Here is a 20492-nt window from a genome sequence, read left to right on the forward strand (position 1 = left end):
CGGGGCGATCCTAAATCAGCGATGGTTAATTCCTCATTAACCATCCAGACGCTCAACACAAAATAGAAAAAGGCGCGGTCGCCCGCGCCTTTCTAATCTTGGGAGACTGGTGGCTTTACTGAACGGATTCGCCGTGCAGGGCGATATCGAGACCTTCGAGTTCAGCCTGTTTGGTTGGACGTAGCCCCATGACGGCCTTAACGACATAAAGAATGATCGCCGTTGCAATCGCCGTATAGACAACCGTGATGGCTGCTCCGAAAAACTGCTTGCCCACGGTTGCACCTTCGCCAGCCGCATTGATCGCCGTATCGGCAAAGACGCCGGTCAAAACCGCTCCAATGAAGCCACCAACGCCATGCACACCAAAAGCATCGAGCGAATCGTCATAGCCAAGCGCATGCTTGATCTTGACAGCAGCAACGTAGCAGATCGCACCGGCAACGATGCCAAGGATCAACGCGCCCGTCGGATTGACGAAGCCTGCGGCAGGCGTGACAGCAACAAGACCTGCCACAGCACCTGAAATAATGCCCAAAATGCTTGGCTTGCCGGAAATTGCCCATTCCGCAAACATCCAGGCAAGTGCGGCACCAGCGGTGGCAACCTGCGTATTGAGCATGGCAACGGCAGCCAGCGAGTTCGCACCTCCAGCGGAACCCGCATTGAACCCGAACCAGCCAACCCACAGAAGGGCAGCACCGATGACCGAGAGAACGAGGTTATGCGGCGCCATGTTGGTCTGGCCGTAACCATCGCGCTTGCCGATAATGAGGGCAGCCACCAGACCGGCGACACCGGCATTGATGTGCACGACCGTACCGCCCGCAAAGTCGAGAACGCCGTCGGAGCCCAGGAAACCACCGCCCCATACCCAGTGTGCGACCGGGATATAGACGATGAATAGCCAAAGCGTCAAAAACACCAGCATGGAGGAAAACTTCATGCGCTCGGCAAACGAGCCGGCAATGAGCGCAGGCGTTATGATCGCAAAGGTCATCTGAAAGACGATGAAAAGATATTCAGGAATGGTGTCCGAAAGCGAATCCATCGTCACGCCGGAGAAGAAGGCTTTCGAGAAGCCGCCAATATAGGCGTTGAGAGAGCCGCCATCGGTAAAGGCCAGCGAATAGCCTGCAACCATCCACAACACCGACATGAGGCAGGTGACGGCAAAACTCTGCATCACCGTGGAAAGCACGTTTTTCTTGCGCACCATGCCGCCATAAAAGAGTGCCAGCCCAGGAATAGTCATCATCAGCACGAGCGCCGTTGAGGTCAGCATCCACGCTGTATCGCCTGTATCAAGCGTCGGGGCTGGCTCGGCGTCCTGCGCTATTGCGCTGCTTGCCAGAACGAGCAGCGCTGGCAGGGTAGCAAAAGCCGTTTGCTTTAATCTTTTTGTTATGAGCATCGATTATCTCCGTCGAAGGGCGGTTTCAAACGCGACTGCGCTGAAAAGACCGGTTCGATAAGAGAGAAACAAAAATCGTGCCAACCGCAGTTTATTGGCGCAGTTTTATGGAAGCAAAAAGATATTTTTTGTCAGAGTCCCCCTATTCCGGGATTTAAGGCCCACAATACGGGGACGCTCGCCAGCGAACCGATTCAGATGATTCGGGATTTCCCACTTCGATGCAGCGGCCGTAAAACAGTATTTCACGAGACTGTCTAATATTTAATCGCCAGCCCTATTGATGGTTATTTTTTAATCACTTTTCTTTTGCATGCACACGAATGAGGCCTTCCTGCGTGACCGAAGCCACCAGAACGCCGTCGCGCGTATAAAGAGATCCCCGATTAAAACCACGAGCGCCCGAAGCGCTGGGGGTATCCTGTGCATAAAGCAGCCAGTCATCGAGCTTGAACGAACGATGAAACCACATGGCATGATCGAGGCTTGCAACCTGCAAGTCCCGGTCGAAGATCGAGCGTCCATGCGGATGAAGCGATGTATCCAGCAGCGTCATGTCCGACAGATAGGCGAGGATCGCCGCCTGAAGCCCACGATCATCGGGCACGACACCCGTTGCACGCACCCAGACATATTGAACCGGATCGAGTTTTTCGCGCGAGAAATAATGCGCCAATGACACCGGCTTGATTTCGATCGGCCGCTCCTGCTCCCAATATTTGCGTACGTTGGCAGGAGCCATATGGAGATATTGCTCCTTGATGTCGCGATCGCCCAGCAATTGTTCCGGCGGAAGCACACCTTCAGGCATGGCGATTTGATGATCGAGCCCATCCTCATCGATCTGAAACGAGGCTGAAAGCCCAAAAATAGCCTTGCCATGCTGCTTGGCTAAAACGCGGCGCGTATTGAAACTGGATCCGTCGCGGATACGATCCACCTCGAAAATAATCGGAATTTTGGGATCGCCCGGACGCATGAAATAAGCGTGCAGCGAATGAACATGCCGTTCTGGCTCGACGGTGCGCTGTGCTGCAATCAGCGCCTGTCCGATCACCTGCCCGCCGAAAACCCGCTGCCAGCCCACTTGCGGGCTATTGCCGCGAAAGAGATCCATCTCCAGCGTCTCGAGGTCGAGAAGCGTCAAGAGTTCGCGCATGGCATTGGTCTGCTGTTTTTCAGCGTTTTCATGATCGGACATGGACAGCCTGCCTCCTGCGACCCTATATGATATTCAACATGTGCTTCATGTTTGTGCCGGATGCCTCAACCATGTCAAGCATGCCCCTCAGGGCGCATTCCGGCGCGGCAATATAGCGGCTTCACTATGGCCGCATTTGTGTCAGAAACATAGAGTGAACGATCTGGAAAGGACGAGCCAATGCCTGCCAAACAGACCAGCCCCCGCAACACCGACTTGCTTGTCGCAGGCGGCGGTTATGTCGGCCTCGTTGCGGCAGTCGCGGTCAAATCCGCAGCGCCCCACCTTTCCGTGACCATTGTCGATGGCGCACCTGCTGGTGCATGGAAAACCGACCCGCGCGCCTCATCCATTGCAGCTGCTGCCACACGCATGCTCGAACAGCTCGGTTGCTGGCAGGAAATCGTGGCCGATGCGCAACCCATCACCGAAATGGTCATCACCGATTCGCGTGTATCCGACCCGGTACGCCCTGTCTTTCTAACCTTTTCGGGCGATGTGGAGCCGGGCGAGCCTTTTGCGCATATGGTGGAAAACCGGGTGCTGAATACGGCCCTTCACAACAAGGCAGCAACCCTGGGCATCGACTTTCTCGCAGCCACGAGCGTGGATCATTTCGAAACCGGTGCCGAATCGGTTTCCGTGTCGCTGTCCAATGGCGCAACGATCCAGTCGCGACTGCTGATTGCAGCCGACGGCGCGCGCTCACGCCTGCGCGATCAGGCCGGGATCAAGACGGTGAACTGGGAGTACGGCCAGTCGGGCATCGTCTGCAACGTAGCCCACGAAAAACCGCATGGCGGACGCGCCGACGAGCATTTTTTGCCATCCGGTCCCTTCGCTATCCTGCCGCTGAAAGGCAATCGCAGCTCGCTGGTCTGGACCGAGCGTACGGCCGATGCCGAACGGCTCATCCGTGAAGACGACTTCGTTTTCGACGTCGAACTGGAACAACGTTTCGGCCATCGGCTGGGCGCATTGAAGGTCGAAGGCCCGCGCCGCGCCTTTCCGCTCGGCCTCACACTGGCGCGCGATTTCATCAAGCCGCGCTTTGCGCTCATTGGCGACGCCGCCCACCGTATTCATCCGATAGCCGGACAGGGCCTTAATCTCGGCTTCCGCGATGCCGCAGCCATTGCCGAAGTGGTCGTCGAAACAGACCGCCTCGGCCTCGACATAGGCTCTTTTGCAGCCCTTGAGCGCTACCAGAGCTGGCGTCGTTTCGAGACCGTGCAGATGGGTGTCACCACCGATGTGCTGACGCGGCTCTTTTCCAATGACAATCCCGCCATCCGCTCGGTTCGTGATATCGGTCTGGGTCTGGTCGACCGTGTGCCAAGCCTCAAAAGCTTTTTCACGAGACAAGCAGCGGGGCTTTCAGACAAGTCTCCACGCCTTTTGCAGGGTGAAGCCATCTAAAAACAGAGCTGGAAGAAGCCGGGAAGCGCCCTATATCGATGTGAAACCATCATCGATAAGGAGTTTTGCAATGGACAGGAAAGCAACCGCAGTCTGGCAAGGTACGCTCAAGGAAGGTAAAGGGACGCTCAACACCCAAAGCGGTGCCCTCAAGGACCTGCCTTATGATTTCAAGGCGCGTTTCGAGGATGAGAGCGGGCGGCACCAACCCTGAAGAGCTTCTGGGAGCGGCGCATGCCGGTTGTTTTGCCATGCAGCTATCGGCAATGCTCACCGAAAATGGTACGCCGCCTGAAAAGCTTGAAGCTACCGCGGCAGTCACGGTCAAACCTGCCGATGGCGGTGGTTTCGAGATCACACGCAGTGCCCTGACGCTCAATGCCAGTGTCCCAAATATTTCAGCGGAGGATTTCGAAGGCCTTGCGACTAAGGCTAAGGAATCCTGTCCACTTTCGAAGGCGCTGGGCGCAATCGAAGTGACGCTGGATGCGACGCTGATTTAAGCGACCGGTTAAAAGCGGACTTCAGGTCCGCCTTTTCATTCCGGCATATGACAAACGACCTCGATATTATGGCCATCGGGGTCGCGCACGAAAGCCGCATAATAATCGGGATGATAATGCTCACGGATGCCCGGCTTGCCGTTATCTTTGCCGCCTGCGGCCATCGCCGCTTCGTAAAAGCGGTCGACCTCGGATCGGGTGCCTGCAGAAAAGGCCACATGGAGGACACCTTCAAGCCTTGCGCCCTTTTGCTTGCCGATCCAGAATTCGGGCTTGCCGTTGCGGCCATAACCCAGCCAGTCACCGAATTCCATGGCGCGCGTGATGCCAAGCGGCGCCAAAGCCGCATCATAGAATGAAGATGACTTTGGCATGCTGGAAATATTGAAGCCGATATGATCGAGCATGGGCGTTACGTCCTGTCCGTAATGACTTCTTCAAGACATATCTTCGCCCAAGCAAAGATCAAGGCACCAAATGAAAAAGGAGGGCATCCGCCCTCCTTTTTCCTGTTCCATAATTTTTGCCACCATTAAACGCGGCGTTCGACCATCATCTTCTTGATTTCCGCAATCGCCTTGGCGGGGTTCAACCCCTTGGGGCAGGTCTGCGTGCAGTTCATGATGGTGTGGCAGCGATAAAGCCGGAACGGATCTTCCAGATTATCGAGGCGCTCGCCCTTGGCTTCATCGCGACTGTCAATCAGCCAGCGATAGGCCTGCAACAGCACCGCTGGACCAAGATAACGGTCGCCGTTCCACCAATAGCTCGGGCACGCGGTCGAGCAGCAAGCGCACAGGATGCATTCATAAAGCCCATCGAGCTTCTGGCGGTCATCATGGCTTTGCAGCCATTCCTTCTGCGGCTCCGGCGATACCGTCTTGAGCCATGGCTCGATTGAACGGTGCTGGGCGTAGAAATTGTTGAGGTCCGGCACGAGATCCTTCACCACCGGCATATGCGGCAGCGGATAGACTTTTATGGCGCCCTTGATGTCGTCCATGCCCTTGGTGCAGGCGAGCGTATTGGCGCCATCGATATTCATGGCGCAGGAGCCGCAAATGCCTTCGCGGCACGAACGGCGCAGCGTCAGCGTCGGATCGATCTTGTTCTTGATATACAAAAGACCATCGAGCACCATCGGGCCGCAATCGTCGCGATCGACATAATAGGTGTCGATGCTCGGATTTTCATCGTCATCCGGCGACCAGCGATAAATGCGGAATTCCGTGACATTGCTGGCACCATCCGGGCGCGGCCATGTCTTGCCTTCCTGCGGGCGGGAATTCTTGGGAAGTACGAGTTCAACCATTGCTCATGTCCCCGATCAGTAAACGCGCTTCTTGGGCGCAATCTTGGCGAGATCGATGCCGCCTTCCGCCTCGGTCGTCAGCGGATCGAGATGCACGGGGCGGTAATCGAGCTTGACATCGCCTTCCGGCGACAGCCACGATAGTGTGTGTTTGCGCCATTCGGCATCATTGCGGTCGGGGAAGTCCTCATGCGCGTGTGCGCCGCGGCTTTCCTGTCTTGCTTCGGCGGAAACCACTGTCACCATGGCATTGGCCATCAGGTTTTCGAGTTCCAGCGTCTCGACGAGATCGGAATTCCAGATCATAGAACGGTCCGAAACTTTTATATCCGGCATTTCTTTCCAGATTGCCGCCATGCGCTCGCAACCCTGCTTGAGCGATTCGGAGGTGCGGAACACGGCTGCATCTTCCTGCATGGTGCGCTGCATCTTTTCGCGCAACTCAGCGGTGGGCGTCGAGCCGTTGGCATAACGAAGACGGTCGAAGCGATCCATGATCTTTTCAACGGCCGCTTCGTTGATATCCGGTATTTTGGAATTGCGGTCAATGACCTGACCGGCACGGATTGCCGCCGCACGGCCAAACACCACAAGGTCGATCAGCGAGTTTGAGCCGAGACGATTGGCACCATGCACCGAAGCGCAACCGGCTTCGCCAACAGCCATCAGGCCGGGTTGCACACGATCGGGATCATCCAGCGTCGGGTTCAACACTTCGCCCCAGTAATTGGTTGGAATGCCGCCCATATTGTAGTGAACCGTCGGCAGAACCGGGATCGGCTCCTTGGTCAAATCCACGCCTGCGAAAATCTTGGCCGATTCCGAAATACCCGGCAGGCGTTCATGCAGAACCGCCGGATCGAGATGGTCGAGATGCAGAAAAATGTGATCCTTGTTGCGGCCCACACCACGACCGGCGCGGATTTCCATGGTCATGCAGCGCGAAACAACGTCACGCGAGGCAAGGTCCTTGGCGGACGGCGCATAGCGCTCCATGAAACGTTCGCCTTCGGAATTGACCAGATAACCGCCCTCACCGCGTGCGCCTTCGGTAATGAGGCAGCCTGCACCATAAATGCCGGTCGGATGGAACTGCACGAATTCCATGTCCTGAAGCGGCAGGCCGGTGCGCGCCACCATGCCGCCGCCATCACCCGTGCAGGTATGCGCGGAGGTCGCCGAGAAATAGGCGCGGCCATAACCACCCGTTGCCATAACCACCATTTTTGCGGCAAAGCGGTGGATGGTGCCATCATCGAGGTTCCATGCAACGACGCCGGTGCACACGCCATCGGTCATGATCAGATCAAGCGCGAAATATTCGATGAAGAACTGCGCATTGTTTTTGAGCGACTGACCATAAAGCGTGTGCAGGATCGCGTGACCTGTGCGGTCGGCAGCAGCACAGGTGCGCTGCACGGGCGGACCATCACCGAAATTTTGCATATGGCCACCGAAGGGGCGCTGATAAATCTTGCCTTCTTCGGTACGCGAGAACGGCACGCCGTAATGCTCGAGCTCGTAGACGGCGGCAGGCGCTTCACGCGCCAGATATTCCATGGCATCCGTGTCGCCCAGCCAGTCCGACCCCTTGACGGTATCGTACATGTGCCACTGCCAGCTATCCGGTCCCATATTTTTCAGCGAAGCCGCAATGCCGCCCTGTGCTGCAACTGTGTGCGAGCGGGTCGGGAACACTTTGGTGATACAAGCCGTCTTCAGCCCCTGCTCGGCCATGCCGAGCGTCGCGCGCAGCCCGGCACCACCGGCACCGACGACAACGACGTCGAATTTGTGATCGATAAATTTGTAGGCCTTGGCCCCCGCAGCAGGCGCTGCGTTATTTACTGCACTAGCCATCGGGCTATCAACCTCCGAAGCTCAGCTTAAGGATCGCAAAAACACAGGCAAAACCAACCACCGCCGCAAAGAAGGTGTTCAGCATCACCAGCACGATCTTCATGCCTTCGCTATGAATATAGTCTTCAATAATAACCTGCATGCCCAAACGCATATGATAAACGCCGGTCAGCACAAACAAAGCCATGATGATCGCTGTGAGCGGATGGGAAAGGGCTGTGCGCACTTCCGCATAGCTTGCGCCGTGCAGTGATATGATGAGAACGATGAAGAAAAGAACCAGCGGTACAAGCGCAACCGCGCTCATGCGTTGATACCAGAAATGGCCTGTGCCTTCCTTGGCCGAGCCAAGACCGCGAACTTTGCCGAGCGGCGTACGCATATCACCCATGTGAGACATCCTTTCAGCCCAGCAAAAACACGCCGGCCCAGATGAGCACGGTCGCAGCCAATGAGAAAATAAGGGTGATCGCGGCAATTTTGGTCGCTATATGCTTTTCAAGACCCGCGCCCATATCCCAGATGAAATGGCGCACGCCGCCTGCCAGATGATGCAGCAGCGCCCAGGTGTAGCCGAAAAGCACAAGCAGTCCGATCCAGGAGCCATAAAGCGCATTCACGCAATTGAAGGCTTCTTCGCTCACTGCCGCAGCGATCAGCCATGCGGCGAGAAGCAGCGTACCAAAATAAAGTGCTGCGCCCGTGATGCGATGCACGATCGACATCGTCATGGTGATTTTCGGCTTGTAAATGGACAGATGCGGCGACAAAGGACGCTGGCGTGTTACAGTCGATTGTGTCATGGCACTCGTGCTTCCCTGACGGTTCCTCGCTAACCCGTCTGCGCAAAAAAACGCTTAGCGGATCAGATGACGGGTTGTTGCAACCCGGGCTGGGTTTTGCGCCAGACGCAAGGGATTAAATTTATCCCGCGCTGCGCGACCCAAGAAATATGGCAAGGCCGTGGCATACGGTCTATGTGGCGCTTTCTACTGCGCTTTTACCACCACGTCAAAGACGCTTTTCCATCAAAAGGCTAGCAATTGGTCGCACCATGGCGACACTTTCGCGTGATTGCGGACTTCAATCGTTTGAAGTCCGCAATCCAAAAAAACATGTGTAATTTCATCCACTTTTTCTAAGCGGTTTAATTGCCGAATCGAATCACATAGCTCGACCAGTCGGCAGCCATTGCGATCTGCTCATAGAGCTTGCGACCGTCTTCGGGCACCCGCGGCGCGTTGAGCACCAGCTTCGACCAGGAACGCTCTTCCGCCTTATCGGCAAGTACATCAATCAGCGCCTTGGCGATGCCTTTGCCGCGGTGATCGTGATGAACATAGATATGGTCCACCTGTCCGGCGCGTAGGCCAGAAACGGGTTCAGGAAGATCATAGAAAATGACGAAACCCACCAGACTGCCGTCCACGCTTGCGCCGAGAATTTCCGTCGCACGATCCTGAAGCAGATGCTCGGCGTAAAAATCATCCGGCCGGCGTGGTGCGCCGCGCTTCAAGGCCTGCGTATAGCTCGCAAGCAGGGGTGCGAGGTCGTGCGCATCGCGCAGATGAAGAAACGCAATATCGACGGCATGTTCTGTAGTCATTGACACAATCCCTGTCGTTTATGCCCTGCATCGCGTTCATGTGAAACGTCAGGACTTCAAAGAGGTCATGCAATTCTATCCGTCGTATGGGGCAAAGGTAAAGCACCTCATGGAGAAATTGAGAGCAGTTTTGCAACTGTTTTCAAGGACATGCAAAAAGAGCGCATCTAATTCGATTTAAATGCAGTTGTACCTTCTTCAAGGTCATCCGCACGACGCATATTATATTCTTCAAAACAAAAAAGCCGCCGGGGGCGCCCGGCGGCTTTCTAATGCAAGAGGTTAAAACCTAGTTCCAGTTGCGGATATCGACAAAATGTCCGGCGATGGCTGCAGCCGCCGCCATGGCTGGCGAAACCAGATGCGTGCGGCCTTTAAATCCCTGACGGCCCTCGAAATTTCGGTTCGAGGTCGACGCGCAACGCTCGCCCGGCTTCAGGCGGTCGTCATTCATGGCAAGGCACATCGAGCAGCCCGGCTCACGCCAGTCAAAGCCTGCTTCGATGAAAATCTTATCGAGACCTTCCGCTTCGGCCTGTTCCTTGACCAGCCCCGAACCCGGCACGATCATGGCACTCACGCCTGCGGCAACCTTCTTGCCCGCAGCCATCCGAGCTGCATCGCGCAAATCTTCGATACGGCCATTGGTGCAGGAACCAATGAAAACGCGATCAATCGCGATGTCGGTGATCTTTGTACCTGGCTTGAGACCCATATAGTCCAGCGCGCGCCACTTGGATGCGCGCTTGGTTTCGTCCGAAATCTCGTCGGGATCAGGAACGCTGTCGGTCACAAAAACCACGTCTTCGGGTGAAGACCCCCAAGAGACGACCGGCGAAATCTTTGCCGCATCCAGTTCAACGATCTTGTCGAAATGCGAACCCTCATCCGAATGCAGCGTCTTCCAATAAGCAATCGCCTGCGCGAGAGCTTCACCTTTCGGCGCACGCGGCTTATCCTTGATATAGGCGAATGTCGTCTCGTCAGGCGCGATCAGACCGGCGCGGGCGCCACCCTCAATCGACATATTACAGACCGTCATGCGGCCTTCCATCGACAGAGAGTGAATGGCATCACCCGCATATTCGATCACATAACCAGTACCGCCAGCGGTACCTATTTTCCCGATAATGGCAAGGGTGATGTCCTTGGCGGTTACGCCAGGGGCAAGCTGACCATCAACACGCACCAGCATGTTCTTTGCCTTTTTCTGGATCAGCGTCTGCGTTGCCAGAACGTGTTCCACTTCGGACGTGCCGATACCGTGTGCCAGAGAGCCGAAGGCACCATGGGTCGAGGTATGGCTATCGCCACAGACAATCGTCATGCCCGGAAGCGTAAAGCCCTGTTCCGGTCCAACAATGTGTACGACGCCCTGACGGCGATCGCGCTCGGAATAATATTCAACGCCGAAATCAGCGGCATTTTTGGCCAAAGCTTCGACCTGAATGCGGCTTTCCTCGTTCTTGATGCCGTTGATACGATCCGGTGAGGTGGGCACATTGTGATCGACCACGGCCAGCGTTTTTTCGGGATGACGCACCTTGCGGCCTGCCATGCGCAGACCTTCAAAAGCCTGCGGGCTTGTCACTTCGTGCACAAGATGGCGATCAATATAAAGGAGGCAGGTGCCGTCGTCCTGCTGATCCACTACATGGTCATCCCAGATCTTGTCATAAAGTGTACGCGGCGCGCTCATTGCGAAGGTTCCTTTGAACGGTTCTTAACTTGGCTGTCATATGCACCTGCCGCTGCAATTCGTCAAGAAACTGCAACCGCAACAGGGTGTCGCAGTAAGAATATTACAAAATTTCTAAAAAAATATGGCGTATATTACCAATTAAAAATGGATAACAAACAAAAAAGGCGGCTCGAAGCCGCCTTCTTCGTAAAATTGCGCCAAAAACTTATTCTGCGGCGGCAGCCTTGGCAGCGGCGGCATCGCGTTCAGCGGCGCGCTTGTCTGCTTCGCGCTCGGCCTTGGAGCGGTTGTCTTTCTTTTCTGCGATACGAGCAGCCTTACCGGTAAGACCACGCAGGTAGTACAGCTTCGCGCGACGGACCTTACCGCGGCGAACAACTTCAACGCCTTCAACGATCGGCGAATAAACCGGGAATACACGCTCCACGCCTTCGCCGTAGGAAATCTTGCGAACGGTGAAGTTTTCATTGAGGCCAGCGCCGGAACGCGCAATGCAAACGCCTTCGTATGCCTGCACGCGGGTACGCGTACCTTCGGTCACGCGAACCTGAACACGAACAGTGTCGCCGGGCTGGAATGCGGGAAGCTTGCGCTTTTCTTCAATCTTTGCTGCCTGTTCGGCTTCAAGCTGACGAATAATATTCATCGTCTTTATCCTTCTTGAGTTCTTCTCAAACAGTCAGAGCGCTCTGCACTTGCCACTAAGCATCTTTGGCCTTGCAGCTATGTCTGAAAAATCAGGCAGGAGCGGTACACCATTTATTGGTTTATAGCCGTCGGGCTTCGCCCAACGTAGATCAAGGATGTCCGGATTTTTCCGAACTGGCGCGGCAATACACCATTGGGTGAAATGAATCAATATCAAGGCTACGATTTCGCTATTTCCCGCCAATGCGTCCGAGATGCGTATCCTGAAAACTGGTTCCATATTTAAGACCAAAGCCGAGAGCGCGGTCAATACCGATATGAACCGCCCAAATAAGCGTAATCGCAAAGCAAAGCGGCCAGCTCATCACCCAACCAAGCACCGCCACGAGCACAACACCAATCCAGCTATGCGCGATATTATAAATGACGGCACCAGTGCGCGGACCTTTGAGATAGGCAAAGAATGACACATCGGGCGCGAGGATAAGAATCACAAACAACCACCAGCTCACGCCGCTTACCCAATAAGCACCAAGCGCCAGCAGCGCGAGTGAAAGACTTTCGAGCCGCTGGATCAGGTTCATTTGCGTTTACCCTCGCGATAAGCGTCCCATAGATCGGGCCGCCGCTCACGCGTTATGCGTTCGGCCTCGCTGTGACGCCACTTGTCGATGGCGCCATGGTTGCCGGAGGTCAGTATATCGGGGATTGAGCGGCCTTCCCACACCTGCGGGCGGGTATAATGCGGATGTTCCAGAAGCCCGGTTTCAAAACTTTCCGTCTCACCTGACTGCTGATTGCCCATCACACCGGGCAAAAGCCGCACAATGGCATCAAGCAGAACGATAGCTGCCGTCTCGCCACCCGAAAGAATGTAATCGCCAATGGAAACCTCTTCGAGATTGCGCGCCTCGATCACCCGTTCGTCGACACCTTCAAAACGCCCGCAGAGAACGATGGCTCCCGGACCATCGGCCAGCTCGCGCACCCGCTTTTGCGCCAACGGTTTCCCACGCGGACTCATCAGCAGCATCGGACGGCCATCGGCAACGCAATCGAGTGCGCGCGCCACCACATCGGGCTTCATGACCATTCCGGCACCACCGCCGGACGGTGTATCGTCCACCATACGATGTCGGCCTTCTGCAAAGTCGCGGATCTGTACGGTATCCAGCTGCCATTTACTTTCGGCAAGTGCCTTGCCCGCAAGAGAGATACCGAGCGGCCCCGGGAACATTTCCGGGTAAAGCGTCAGTACCGATGCATGAAAGCCGTTGGTTTCAATTTCTTTCGACTGTAGCCCGGTCATGATTTTTTCGGTCGCTCGCGATGCCCATCATCATCCCCGTCATCGTCATCAGCGATAAGTCCTGCAGCAACGGGATCGACAACAAGTACACCCTTGTCGAAATCGATTTCCGGCACAGCGGCTTCAGTGAACGGAATAAGCATCGGACGCTTGCCTTTCAGGCTCAGCTCAATGAGATCCCCGCCGCCAAAATCGAACAAGGCGCTGACCACACCATAATCCTTGCCCTCCGCGTCGATTGCTGCAAGCCCGATGAGATCGGTATGAAAATATTCATCCTCATCGAGATCGTCGTCGGCCAATTGCGAACGGTCGATATAAAGCGCAGTCCCGGTGAGCGCTTCAGCGGCATTGCGGTCGTTGACGCCCTTGAACCGCACAACGACAACTGTCTTGGCCGGTCGCGCTTCAAGGATTTCGTAGCTCTTTCCCGCATCGTCATAAAGCAGTCCGTAATCAGCTATCGACAACGGATCGTCAGTAAAGGACTTGACCCGGACTTCGCCGCGTATGCCTTGCGCGGCACCGATGACGGCAAGCTGGATCGGGTTTTGTGGGCGCGGCATGAAGAATTCCGTTCTTTTAGGTCGATTAATCATCGCTTACTCAATTCCTGCGCCCACGTCCAAGAAAAATGCGGCTTGTACATTTACGAGGCGGAAACTTATCCCTGCCAGACTACAGGCTGCAACTTGAGGCGGCTGCTTAAAATGACGATGAAGAGTGAAATTCTTATCCCGGCCAGCGCGGATTTAGCAGCAGCGCGCGAAGAATGGCTGAAAACGCTCAAAGACACGCGCCGTCTTTCCGCCAATACGCTTGATGCCTATGAGCGTGACACGCGACAGTTTCTGCATTTTCTCACCGCACATCTCGGTGAACCGCCATCACTGAAAGAAATCAGCAATCTGCGCGTGGCCGACCTGCGCTCCTTTCTCGCCAATCGTCGCAATGATGGTGCGGGTGCACGCACGCTCGGACGTGGGTTGGCCGGAGTTCGCTCTTTGTTGCGACACTTGGAAAAACGCGGTCTTGCCAATGCCGCCGGAGCCAGTGCCATAAGAGCGCCCCGACAACCCAAATCGCTGCCCAAACCGCTCACAGCCGATGACGCACGCCGCGTTGTGGCCGCCCATGAGCAAATGGCGGAAGAACCATGGATTGCTGCGCGCAATGCCGCCGTCCTGACGCTTCTTTACGGCTGCGGCCTGCGGATTTCCGAAGCGCTCGGGCTTATGGGCGATGCGCTCTCTGACTCTTCAGCACTTTCGATCATCATCACAGGCAAGGGCAACAAGGCGCGGCTCGTGCCCTTGCTGCCGATCGTCTATCGTGCGGTGGCACAATATCGCGAACTTTGCCCTTTTGATCTTTCCGCCGACAAGCCCTTGTTTCGCGGTGCCAAAGGCGGTCTGCTTCATGCCGCCATCATCCAGCGCGAAATGCAAAAACTGCGCGCCGGTCTGGGACTTCCAGACAGCGCGACCCCACATGCTTTGCGCCATTCCTTTGCAACCCATCTTCTGGGACGCGGTGGTGATCTGCGTACCATTCAGGAACTGCTCGGTCATGCCAGCCTTTCCACGACGCAGGTCTATACAGGTGTCGACACCGAGCGCCTGCTCGAAGTCTATGACAAGGCGCACCCACGCGCGTAAGTTTGTGTCTGTTTCCATGAATAAAACAATTTATAGTGCAGCCATGAAAAAGCTCTTCCTCTTTCTTCTCTGCGCCGTGTTCGCCGGTGCGCCCAATGCTCGTGCAGATGAAAACTCTTCGGCCTGCACCACGCGCGGCGTCAATCTGCTTGACGCGTTGCAAAAGAACGATCCCACCACATGGAACACATTGCAGAAAGAAGCTGCGGCCATTCCCAATCATCGCGGCCGCATCTGGAAAATCGAAAAGGATGGAGCCCCATCTTCCTATCTCTTCGGCACCATTCATTTCAGTGATCCGCGTGTTCTGAACCTGCCGCCAGCCGTAAAAAGCGCGTATCAATCCGCGGACAAAGTGGTCATCGAGGCCACGGATATCATAGACCCCAGGACTTTTTTGAATATCCGCATCGAACAACCCGATCTTCTGCTGTTCACCGATGGCAGCACGCTAAAATCCCACCTACCACCGGAAAGAGCGGCGGAGATCGAACAAAAGCTCACCGAACGCGGCTTCGTGCTGGATGCGATTGGCAAGATGAAGCCTTTTGTGCTTTCCAGCATGTTGATGCTGCCGCAATGCGAACGCGAGCGGGCGGGAAATGGTCAAAAAATGCTCGACATCGTGCTTGCAACCGATGCGCAGGCCGAAGGCCGTCCGATAGAAGGCCTGGAAACCACCGCCGCACAGTTCGAAGCCATAAACCGGTTGCCGCTCGATTTCCATATCCGCAATTTTGTTGCCATGGTCGATTATGGTGACCAGGTCGAGGACGCGATGGAAACCACCTTGCAGCTTTATCTTCAAGGTGAAACAGGACTGATCATGCCTGCCTTGCGCAAACTGGTACCGGATGATCTGCCTGACGCGGATTATGATCTGTTTCAGAAGGTGCTGATCAACGACCGCAACCACACCATGGCGGAACGCGCCTTGCCCTTGCTTGAACAGGGCAATGTTTTCATCGCCGTTGGGGCTCTGCATTTACCGGGAAAGGAAGGAGTGGTGGAACTTTTGCGCGGTAAAGGCTATCGCTTGACACCACTCTGAATTCAACCTGATGGAACAATCCTCTTCTGCCCGCGTTATCACTAAGGTGCGGAAATGGAGGAGTGTGCAATGGTTGACCCGCTTGATCCCCGAAATGACGCAAGGCCCAACCCCATCAATACCGATCCGAGACTTGTCGACCCGACAGGAATGCCGCCTCAGCCTACACGAGGCGGGAGCAGCTATCTTCTTGCAGCCGTACTGCTCGTCGCTGTTCTTCTGATCGGTTATTTCTTCTATAAGGGCGATGGTGGAACCGACACGTCAGCGCCACCGCCTGCAGCGACCCAGAGTGAGCCTGCAACGCCTGCTCCAGCCAGCCCGCCTGCAAATCAGTAGTGAAGACGATGCATAAAGAAAGGCCCGCTTGCGCGGGCCTTATTATTTACATGTGGATCGGTTTTGCGAAAGTCGCGAGTGCCGATTCGCGCACCGCTTCCGACATGGTCGGATGCGCATGGCAGGTGCGCGCTAGATCTTCCGACGAGCCGCCAAATTCCATCAGAACAGCCAGTTCATGGATCATTTCACCAGCATTATAGCCCAGAATATGCGCGCCCAGAACGCGATCCGTCGCCTTATCAGCGAGGATTTTCACAAAGCCGTCGGTGTGCTGCATGGCGCGCGCACGGCCATTGGCGGTGAAGGGGAATTTGCCGATCTTGTAATCGATACCGGCAGCTTTCAACTCTTCCTCGGTCTTGCCCACTGAAGCCACTTCCGGCTGCGTGTAAACGACGCTTGGAATGACATCGAAATTCACATGTCCGGCCTGACCGGCGATGATTTCGGCAACAGCAATGCCTTCATCTTCCGCCTTATGCGCGAGCATTGGTCCCTGCACCACATCGCCGATGGCGAAAATGCCTTCAACATTGGTGCGCCAATGACCGTCGATTGCCACACGACCACGTTCATCGAGATTGACGCCTGCCTCGGCAAGACCCAGACCATCCGTATAGGGGCGGCGACCGGTGGAAATGAGAACCACATCGGCGTCGAGCGTTTCGGCTTCGCCCCCCTTGACCGACTCGAAGGTCACCTTGGCACCCTTGCCCGATTTTTCGACGCCCGTTACCTTGGCACTAAGCTTGAAGCTTATGCCCTGCTTTTCCAACATACGCTGGAACTGCTTGGAAACCTCGCCATCCATCGCTCCAAGCACCTTGTCGAGATATTCCACGACCGTTACTTTTGAGCCAAGACGTGCCCAGACCGAACCCAGTTCCAGACCGATCACACCACCGCCAACGACAACGAGGTTGCCGGGTACCTTGTCAAAGGAAAGCGCACCGGTCGAAGAAACGATGACCTTCTCGTCAATATCGACTTTCACACCCGGAATACCTGCAACATCCGAGCCTGTGGCGATGATGATGTTTTTCGCTTCGATTTCCTCGACCTTGCCGTCTTCAGCGGTCACCGAAACCTTGCCCTTGGCGACGATCTTGCCTGTACCGATAAAGGTCTTGATCTTGTTCTTCTTGAACAAAAATTCAACGCCGGACACATTGGCATTCACGGTCGTGTCCTTATGGGCAAGCATCTTTTCCAGATTGAGTTTTGGCTGGCCCACTTCAACGCCCAAAGCATCGAAGGAATGACCGGCTTCGGCAAAGACTTCGGACGCATGCAGGAGCGCTTTTGAGGGAATGCAGCCGACATTCAGGCAGGTGCCACCGAAAGTCTTGCGCTTTTCGACCACAGCTACAGAAAGTCCGAGCTGTGCGGCCTTGATCGCAGCCACATATCCGCCGGGACCCGTACCGATGACAACCACATCATAAGACATTGAATTACCCTTTTCAGACTTTGTCTTAACGTTTTTCATACAACCAAGCGCAATGCCGGTCAGTTTTCGTCTGGTGTGCAACCCTGAAAGCGGAAGACTTCCCAATCAAGGGGCTTTTCCGGCTTGGCCGCACCAAAATCATATCCGTCCAGTGCCGTGACCAGATCGGGCAAAAGCACGGCCTGCGCGGCTGGTTCTTCGGCCTTTGGCAGAACTTCGGCTTCCGCACTTTCCTTCAGCGCATAGATAACGCCCTGCCAGAGGCTGCAATCGTCCAGATCTTCGGAATCCGACCCATCATTTTGGCAGTTGAATGTCAGCAGCGCATAAGGACGTGCGATGCCCTCTTCAGGCCAAATCACCATGCCTTTTAACTTGAAATCCGGTTTACTGTCGGTCGTGATTGTAAACTCGTTGGTCGGCGCCGGACTCATCTTGAGATCGTTGGGCTGCTCGGGCTGAAAACTCAGCGTGTAGTCACCGTTGTGATCCTTATAAATGGCGCGGTTCTGCGTGCATGCTGCCTGCGCCGCCGAGGAGAAAATCGACACAGTGATGACGGATACCGCCGCCATTCTGAAAATCTTTTGCATCGCATGCATTCGTTGTTCTCCCTCAGCCCTGCGGCAGATAATTCAGCGGGAATTTTGATTCCCAAAACTATGACTTCAATGCTTCTTACATAGATTTTTCAGTAGCAAGTTTAAGTCCAAGCGCAATGAAAACCACGCCGCTTGTTCTGTCGATCCATTTCGACGCGCGCGAAAATGCATTGCGCATCTTTGGCGTGGTCATGAACAGACTCACACTCACGAACCAACCGATCAGTGTTGCAGCCATCACAACACCATAACCGAGCTTGATTTCCGTTGGCGTATGCGCGTGCACAACGGTCGAAAAAATCGACAGGAAGAAGAAAACAGCCTTGGGATTGAGCGCATTTGCGGCAAAGCCAAGCCCGAAAGCCTTGGCAAAACTCTGCCTTTTAGAAGCGTTATCCGCTGTTGTATCGACGTCTATCTTCGTTGAACCCGCCCGCAAGGCCTTGAAGCCAATATAGAGGAGATAGGCGACACCGCACCATTTGACGATGTTGAACAGATAGATCGACTGCGAAATGATAAGGCCAAGACCCAGCACCGTATAGGTGACGTGCATCATCAGTGCAGCACCAATGCCAAAACTCGTAATGATCGCCTCCCGCCGCCCATGCACCAGCGACTGGCGGATGACCATAGCGAGGTCAGCACCCGGCGACACAATGGCAAAGGCGAAGATCGCCATCAGGGACGCCAGTTCAAACAGATATGGATGCATCATATCTCCTCACCTCCCCATTGCCGTCAAAAGAAGACGAGAGCTGCAAACATCAGGGCAATTCCCAACAGAGACCCGAGCCAGACAACAGAGCGAATATAGGGAATACCGGCCAGATAAAGCGGAATATAGACGATACGGCATGCAAACCACAGCCACGCGCCATAAAGCCCAAAACCTTGCGCATCGCCTTTGAGCACAAGTGCCAAAGCCAGCGCCACGAAAGCCGGATAGGTTTCGCGGAAATTGTTGGATGCACGTTCCGCACGACCGGCCAGAGGCCCGGTGGGTTTTCGCCCTTCATCGCGCGGACCGGCATTCCATTTTGAGCCGAGTTCGCGTGTCGCCATAAAACCCTGCAGCAAGATGTGAACCATCAGCAGGACCACACTCCAGCCAATCAAGGGTAGAAAAGGCGAAACGGACAACAAACCCGGCTCCATAGGCTTTGATCCTTAGAGGTCGAGAACCAGACGTTCCGGATCTTCCAGGCTTTCCTTGACGCGCACGAGGAAGGTTACGGCCTCCTTGCCGTCCACGATGCGGTGATCGTAGGAGAGCGCCAGATACATCATCGGACGGATGACGATCTGACCGCCGACGACAACCGGACGCTCCTGAATCTTGTGCATGCCCAGAATGCCCGACTGCGGCGCATTGAGGATCGGCGAGGACATCAGCGAGCCGTAAACGCCACCATTGGTAATGGTAAACGTGCCACCCTGCATGTCAGCGACCGAAAGCGAACCGTCCCGCGCTGCCTTGGCAAGACGGCCCAGTTCCTTTTCAATGCCTGCAATCGACAGCTGGTCGGCATCACGGATGACCGGAACCACAAGGCCCTTATCAGTGCCGACAGCCATGCCGACATGGGCAAAGTTCTTGTAGATGATGTCGGTGCCGTCGATCTCGGCGTTAACAGCCGGCAGTTCCTTTAGCGCATGCGTAACCGCCTTGGTGAAGAAGCCCATGAAGCCGAGCTTCACGCCATGCTTTTTCTCGAACACGTCCTTGTAGCGCTTGCGCAGATCCATAACGGCGGACATGTCGACTTCGTTGTAAGTCGTGAGCATGGCTGCCGTATTCTGCGCGTCCTTAAGTCGACGGGCAATCGTCTGGCGCAGGCGGGTCATTTTTACGCGCTCTTCGCGCGATGCGTCATCGCCTGAAGATGCCGGGCGGGCAGCAGCGGCGGCTGGAGCAGGAGCCGTTGAAACACCCTTGGCGATTGCGTCGAGAACGTCGCCCTTCAGTACCTGTCCACGCTTGCCAGAACCCTCGACCTGACCGGCGGAAAGATTGTTTTCAGCAAGCAACTTGGATGCGGCGGGTGCGGGCTGCATGGCCGGACCTGTCGATGCAGGAGCGGCAGCTGCGGCCGCAGATGCCGGAGCAGCGGCGGGCTTGGCTTCTTCCTTTTTCGCAGCGGGGGCGGCTGCGGCGCCATCGCTGGAAATCTGGCCGAGCAACGCGTTCAATTCAACCGTGTCGCCTTCCTGTGCCACGATTTCAACCAGCACACCGGCAGACGGCGCCGGTACTTCGACCGTAACCTTGTCGGTTTCCAGTTCCACCAGCGGTTCATCGGCGGCAATAGCTTCGCCAACCTTCTTGAACCACTTGCCGATGGTTGCCTCGGTTACGGACTCCCCAAGCGTGGGAACGCGAATTTCGGTAGCCATGGTTTTTTCTTCCGTTGA

The 20492-nt window shown here is 55.5% G+C and carries 22 protein-coding genes and 1 pseudogene; 5 read left to right on the forward strand and 18 right to left on the reverse strand.

Annotated features, from left to right (window positions below; genetic code table 11):
• Positions 1-115: 115 nt before the first annotated feature.
• Both AAIB41_RS09080 and tesB read right to left on the reverse strand, forming a co-directional pair.
• Positions 116-1414, reverse strand: coding sequence for an ammonium transporter (locus AAIB41_RS09080; protein ID WP_343312982.1), 1299 nt, complete (start codon positions 1412-1414; stop codon positions 116-118).
• Positions 1415-1712: 298 nt separating this feature from the next.
• Positions 1713-2615 carry an acyl-CoA thioesterase II gene (gene tesB, locus AAIB41_RS09085; protein ID WP_343312983.1) on the reverse strand — a complete coding sequence of 301 codons (903 nt, stop codon included), beginning with the start codon at positions 2613-2615 and terminating at the stop codon, positions 1713-1715.
• 180 nt (positions 2616-2795) lie between these two features.
• On the opposite strand from tesB, the gene AAIB41_RS09090 reads away from it, so the two are divergent.
• Entirely contained in the window at positions 2796-4034 is a 1239-nt protein-coding gene (locus AAIB41_RS09090; RefSeq protein ID WP_343312984.1) for a ubiquinone biosynthesis hydroxylase, read from the forward strand.
• A 70-nt stretch (positions 4035-4104) separates the two neighbouring features.
• Positions 4105-4537 (forward strand): annotated as a pseudogene (locus AAIB41_RS09095) (OsmC family protein).
• Positions 4538-4572: 35 nt separating this feature from the next.
• Here AAIB41_RS09095 and AAIB41_RS09100 read toward each other — a convergent pair.
• The 11 genes from AAIB41_RS09100 to rimM form a co-directional block, all read right to left on the reverse strand.
• Entirely contained in the window at positions 4573-4944 is a 372-nt protein-coding gene (locus AAIB41_RS09100) for a VOC family protein (protein WP_343312986.1), read from the reverse strand.
• Positions 4945-5069: 125 nt separating this feature from the next.
• Positions 5070-5849 (reverse strand): succinate dehydrogenase iron-sulfur subunit, encoded by a 780-nt coding sequence (locus AAIB41_RS09105; RefSeq protein WP_343312987.1) that lies wholly within the window; start codon positions 5847-5849, stop codon positions 5070-5072.
• 15 nt (positions 5850-5864) lie between these two features.
• Positions 5865-7709, reverse strand: coding sequence for a succinate dehydrogenase flavoprotein subunit (gene sdhA, locus AAIB41_RS09110; RefSeq protein ID WP_343312988.1), 1845 nt, complete (start codon positions 7707-7709; stop codon positions 5865-5867).
• 7 nt (positions 7710-7716) lie between these two features.
• A complete protein-coding gene (gene sdhD, locus AAIB41_RS09115; RefSeq protein WP_343312989.1) occupies positions 7717-8109 on the reverse strand; it encodes a succinate dehydrogenase, hydrophobic membrane anchor protein in 393 nt (130 codons plus the stop codon).
• Positions 8110-8113: 4 nt separating this feature from the next.
• The gene (gene sdhC, locus AAIB41_RS09120; protein WP_343312990.1) at positions 8114-8512 is read right to left on the reverse strand and encodes a succinate dehydrogenase, cytochrome b556 subunit; all 399 of its coding nucleotides are present in this window, start codon (positions 8510-8512) and stop codon (positions 8114-8116) included.
• 344 nt (positions 8513-8856) lie between these two features.
• Positions 8857-9315 (reverse strand): GNAT family N-acetyltransferase, encoded by a 459-nt coding sequence (locus AAIB41_RS09125; protein ID WP_343312992.1) that lies wholly within the window; start codon positions 9313-9315, stop codon positions 8857-8859.
• 289 nt (positions 9316-9604) lie between these two features.
• Positions 9605-11014, reverse strand: a complete 1410-nt coding sequence (leuC, locus tag AAIB41_RS09130) for a 3-isopropylmalate dehydratase large subunit (protein WP_343312993.1) — start codon at positions 11012-11014, stop codon at positions 9605-9607.
• Between the two features lie 208 nt (positions 11015-11222).
• Positions 11223-11663 carry a 50S ribosomal protein L19 gene (gene rplS / locus AAIB41_RS09135; RefSeq protein WP_343312994.1) on the reverse strand — a complete coding sequence of 147 codons (441 nt, stop codon included), beginning with the start codon at positions 11661-11663 and terminating at the stop codon, positions 11223-11225.
• 232 nt (positions 11664-11895) lie between these two features.
• Positions 11896-12249 carry a DUF4260 domain-containing protein gene (locus AAIB41_RS09140; RefSeq protein WP_343312995.1) on the reverse strand — a complete coding sequence of 118 codons (354 nt, stop codon included), beginning with the start codon at positions 12247-12249 and terminating at the stop codon, positions 11896-11898.
• Positions 12246-12974 carry a tRNA (guanosine(37)-N1)-methyltransferase TrmD gene (gene trmD, locus AAIB41_RS09145; protein WP_343312996.1) on the reverse strand — a complete coding sequence of 243 codons (729 nt, stop codon included), beginning with the start codon at positions 12972-12974 and terminating at the stop codon, positions 12246-12248. Before trmD ends, AAIB41_RS09140 begins: the two co-directional genes overlap by 4 nt.
• Positions 12971-13540, reverse strand: coding sequence for a ribosome maturation factor RimM (rimM, locus tag AAIB41_RS09150; protein ID WP_343312997.1), 570 nt, complete (start codon positions 13538-13540; stop codon positions 12971-12973). Before rimM ends, trmD begins: the two co-directional genes overlap by 4 nt.
• 144 nt (positions 13541-13684) lie before the next feature.
• Between rimM and AAIB41_RS09155 the strand changes: the two genes are divergently transcribed.
• From AAIB41_RS09155 to AAIB41_RS09165, 3 genes are all read left to right on the forward strand, one after another.
• Positions 13685-14632: a tyrosine recombinase XerC gene (locus tag AAIB41_RS09155; RefSeq protein ID WP_343312998.1), complete on the forward strand. Its 948-nt coding sequence runs from the start codon at positions 13685-13687 to the stop codon at positions 14630-14632.
• A gap of 43 nt (positions 14633-14675) precedes the next feature.
• Positions 14676-15683, forward strand: a complete 1008-nt coding sequence (locus tag AAIB41_RS09160; protein ID WP_343314721.1) for a TraB/GumN family protein — start codon at positions 14676-14678, stop codon at positions 15681-15683.
• Between the two features lie 69 nt (positions 15684-15752).
• Positions 15753-16022, forward strand: coding sequence for a hypothetical protein (locus tag AAIB41_RS09165; protein ID WP_343312999.1), 270 nt, complete (start codon positions 15753-15755; stop codon positions 16020-16022).
• Positions 16023-16068: 46 nt separating this feature from the next.
• On the opposite strand, the gene lpdA is transcribed toward AAIB41_RS09165, so the two are convergent.
• From lpdA to odhB, 5 genes are all read right to left on the reverse strand, one after another.
• On the reverse strand, positions 16069-17475 hold the full coding sequence (gene lpdA, locus AAIB41_RS09170; protein ID WP_343313000.1) for a dihydrolipoyl dehydrogenase: 1407 nt from the start codon (positions 17473-17475) through the stop codon (positions 16069-16071).
• 59 nt (positions 17476-17534) lie between these two features.
• Positions 17535-18077 carry a hypothetical protein gene (locus AAIB41_RS09175; protein ID WP_343313002.1) on the reverse strand — a complete coding sequence of 181 codons (543 nt, stop codon included), beginning with the start codon at positions 18075-18077 and terminating at the stop codon, positions 17535-17537.
• A gap of 76 nt (positions 18078-18153) precedes the next feature.
• Positions 18154-18792, reverse strand: a complete 639-nt coding sequence (locus AAIB41_RS09180; RefSeq protein ID WP_343314722.1) for a LysE family translocator — start codon at positions 18790-18792, stop codon at positions 18154-18156.
• Positions 18793-18818: 26 nt separating this feature from the next.
• On the reverse strand, positions 18819-19235 hold the full coding sequence (locus AAIB41_RS09185) for an MAPEG family protein (protein WP_343313003.1): 417 nt from the start codon (positions 19233-19235) through the stop codon (positions 18819-18821).
• 12 nt (positions 19236-19247) lie between these two features.
• Positions 19248-20474, reverse strand: coding sequence for a 2-oxoglutarate dehydrogenase complex dihydrolipoyllysine-residue succinyltransferase (odhB, locus tag AAIB41_RS09190; RefSeq protein WP_343313004.1), 1227 nt, complete (start codon positions 20472-20474; stop codon positions 19248-19250).
• Positions 20475-20492 lie beyond the last annotated feature (18 nt).

This window comes from Brucella sp. BE17, from assembly GCF_039545455.1.
Taxonomy (GTDB): domain Bacteria; phylum Pseudomonadota; class Alphaproteobacteria; order Rhizobiales; family Rhizobiaceae; genus Brucella.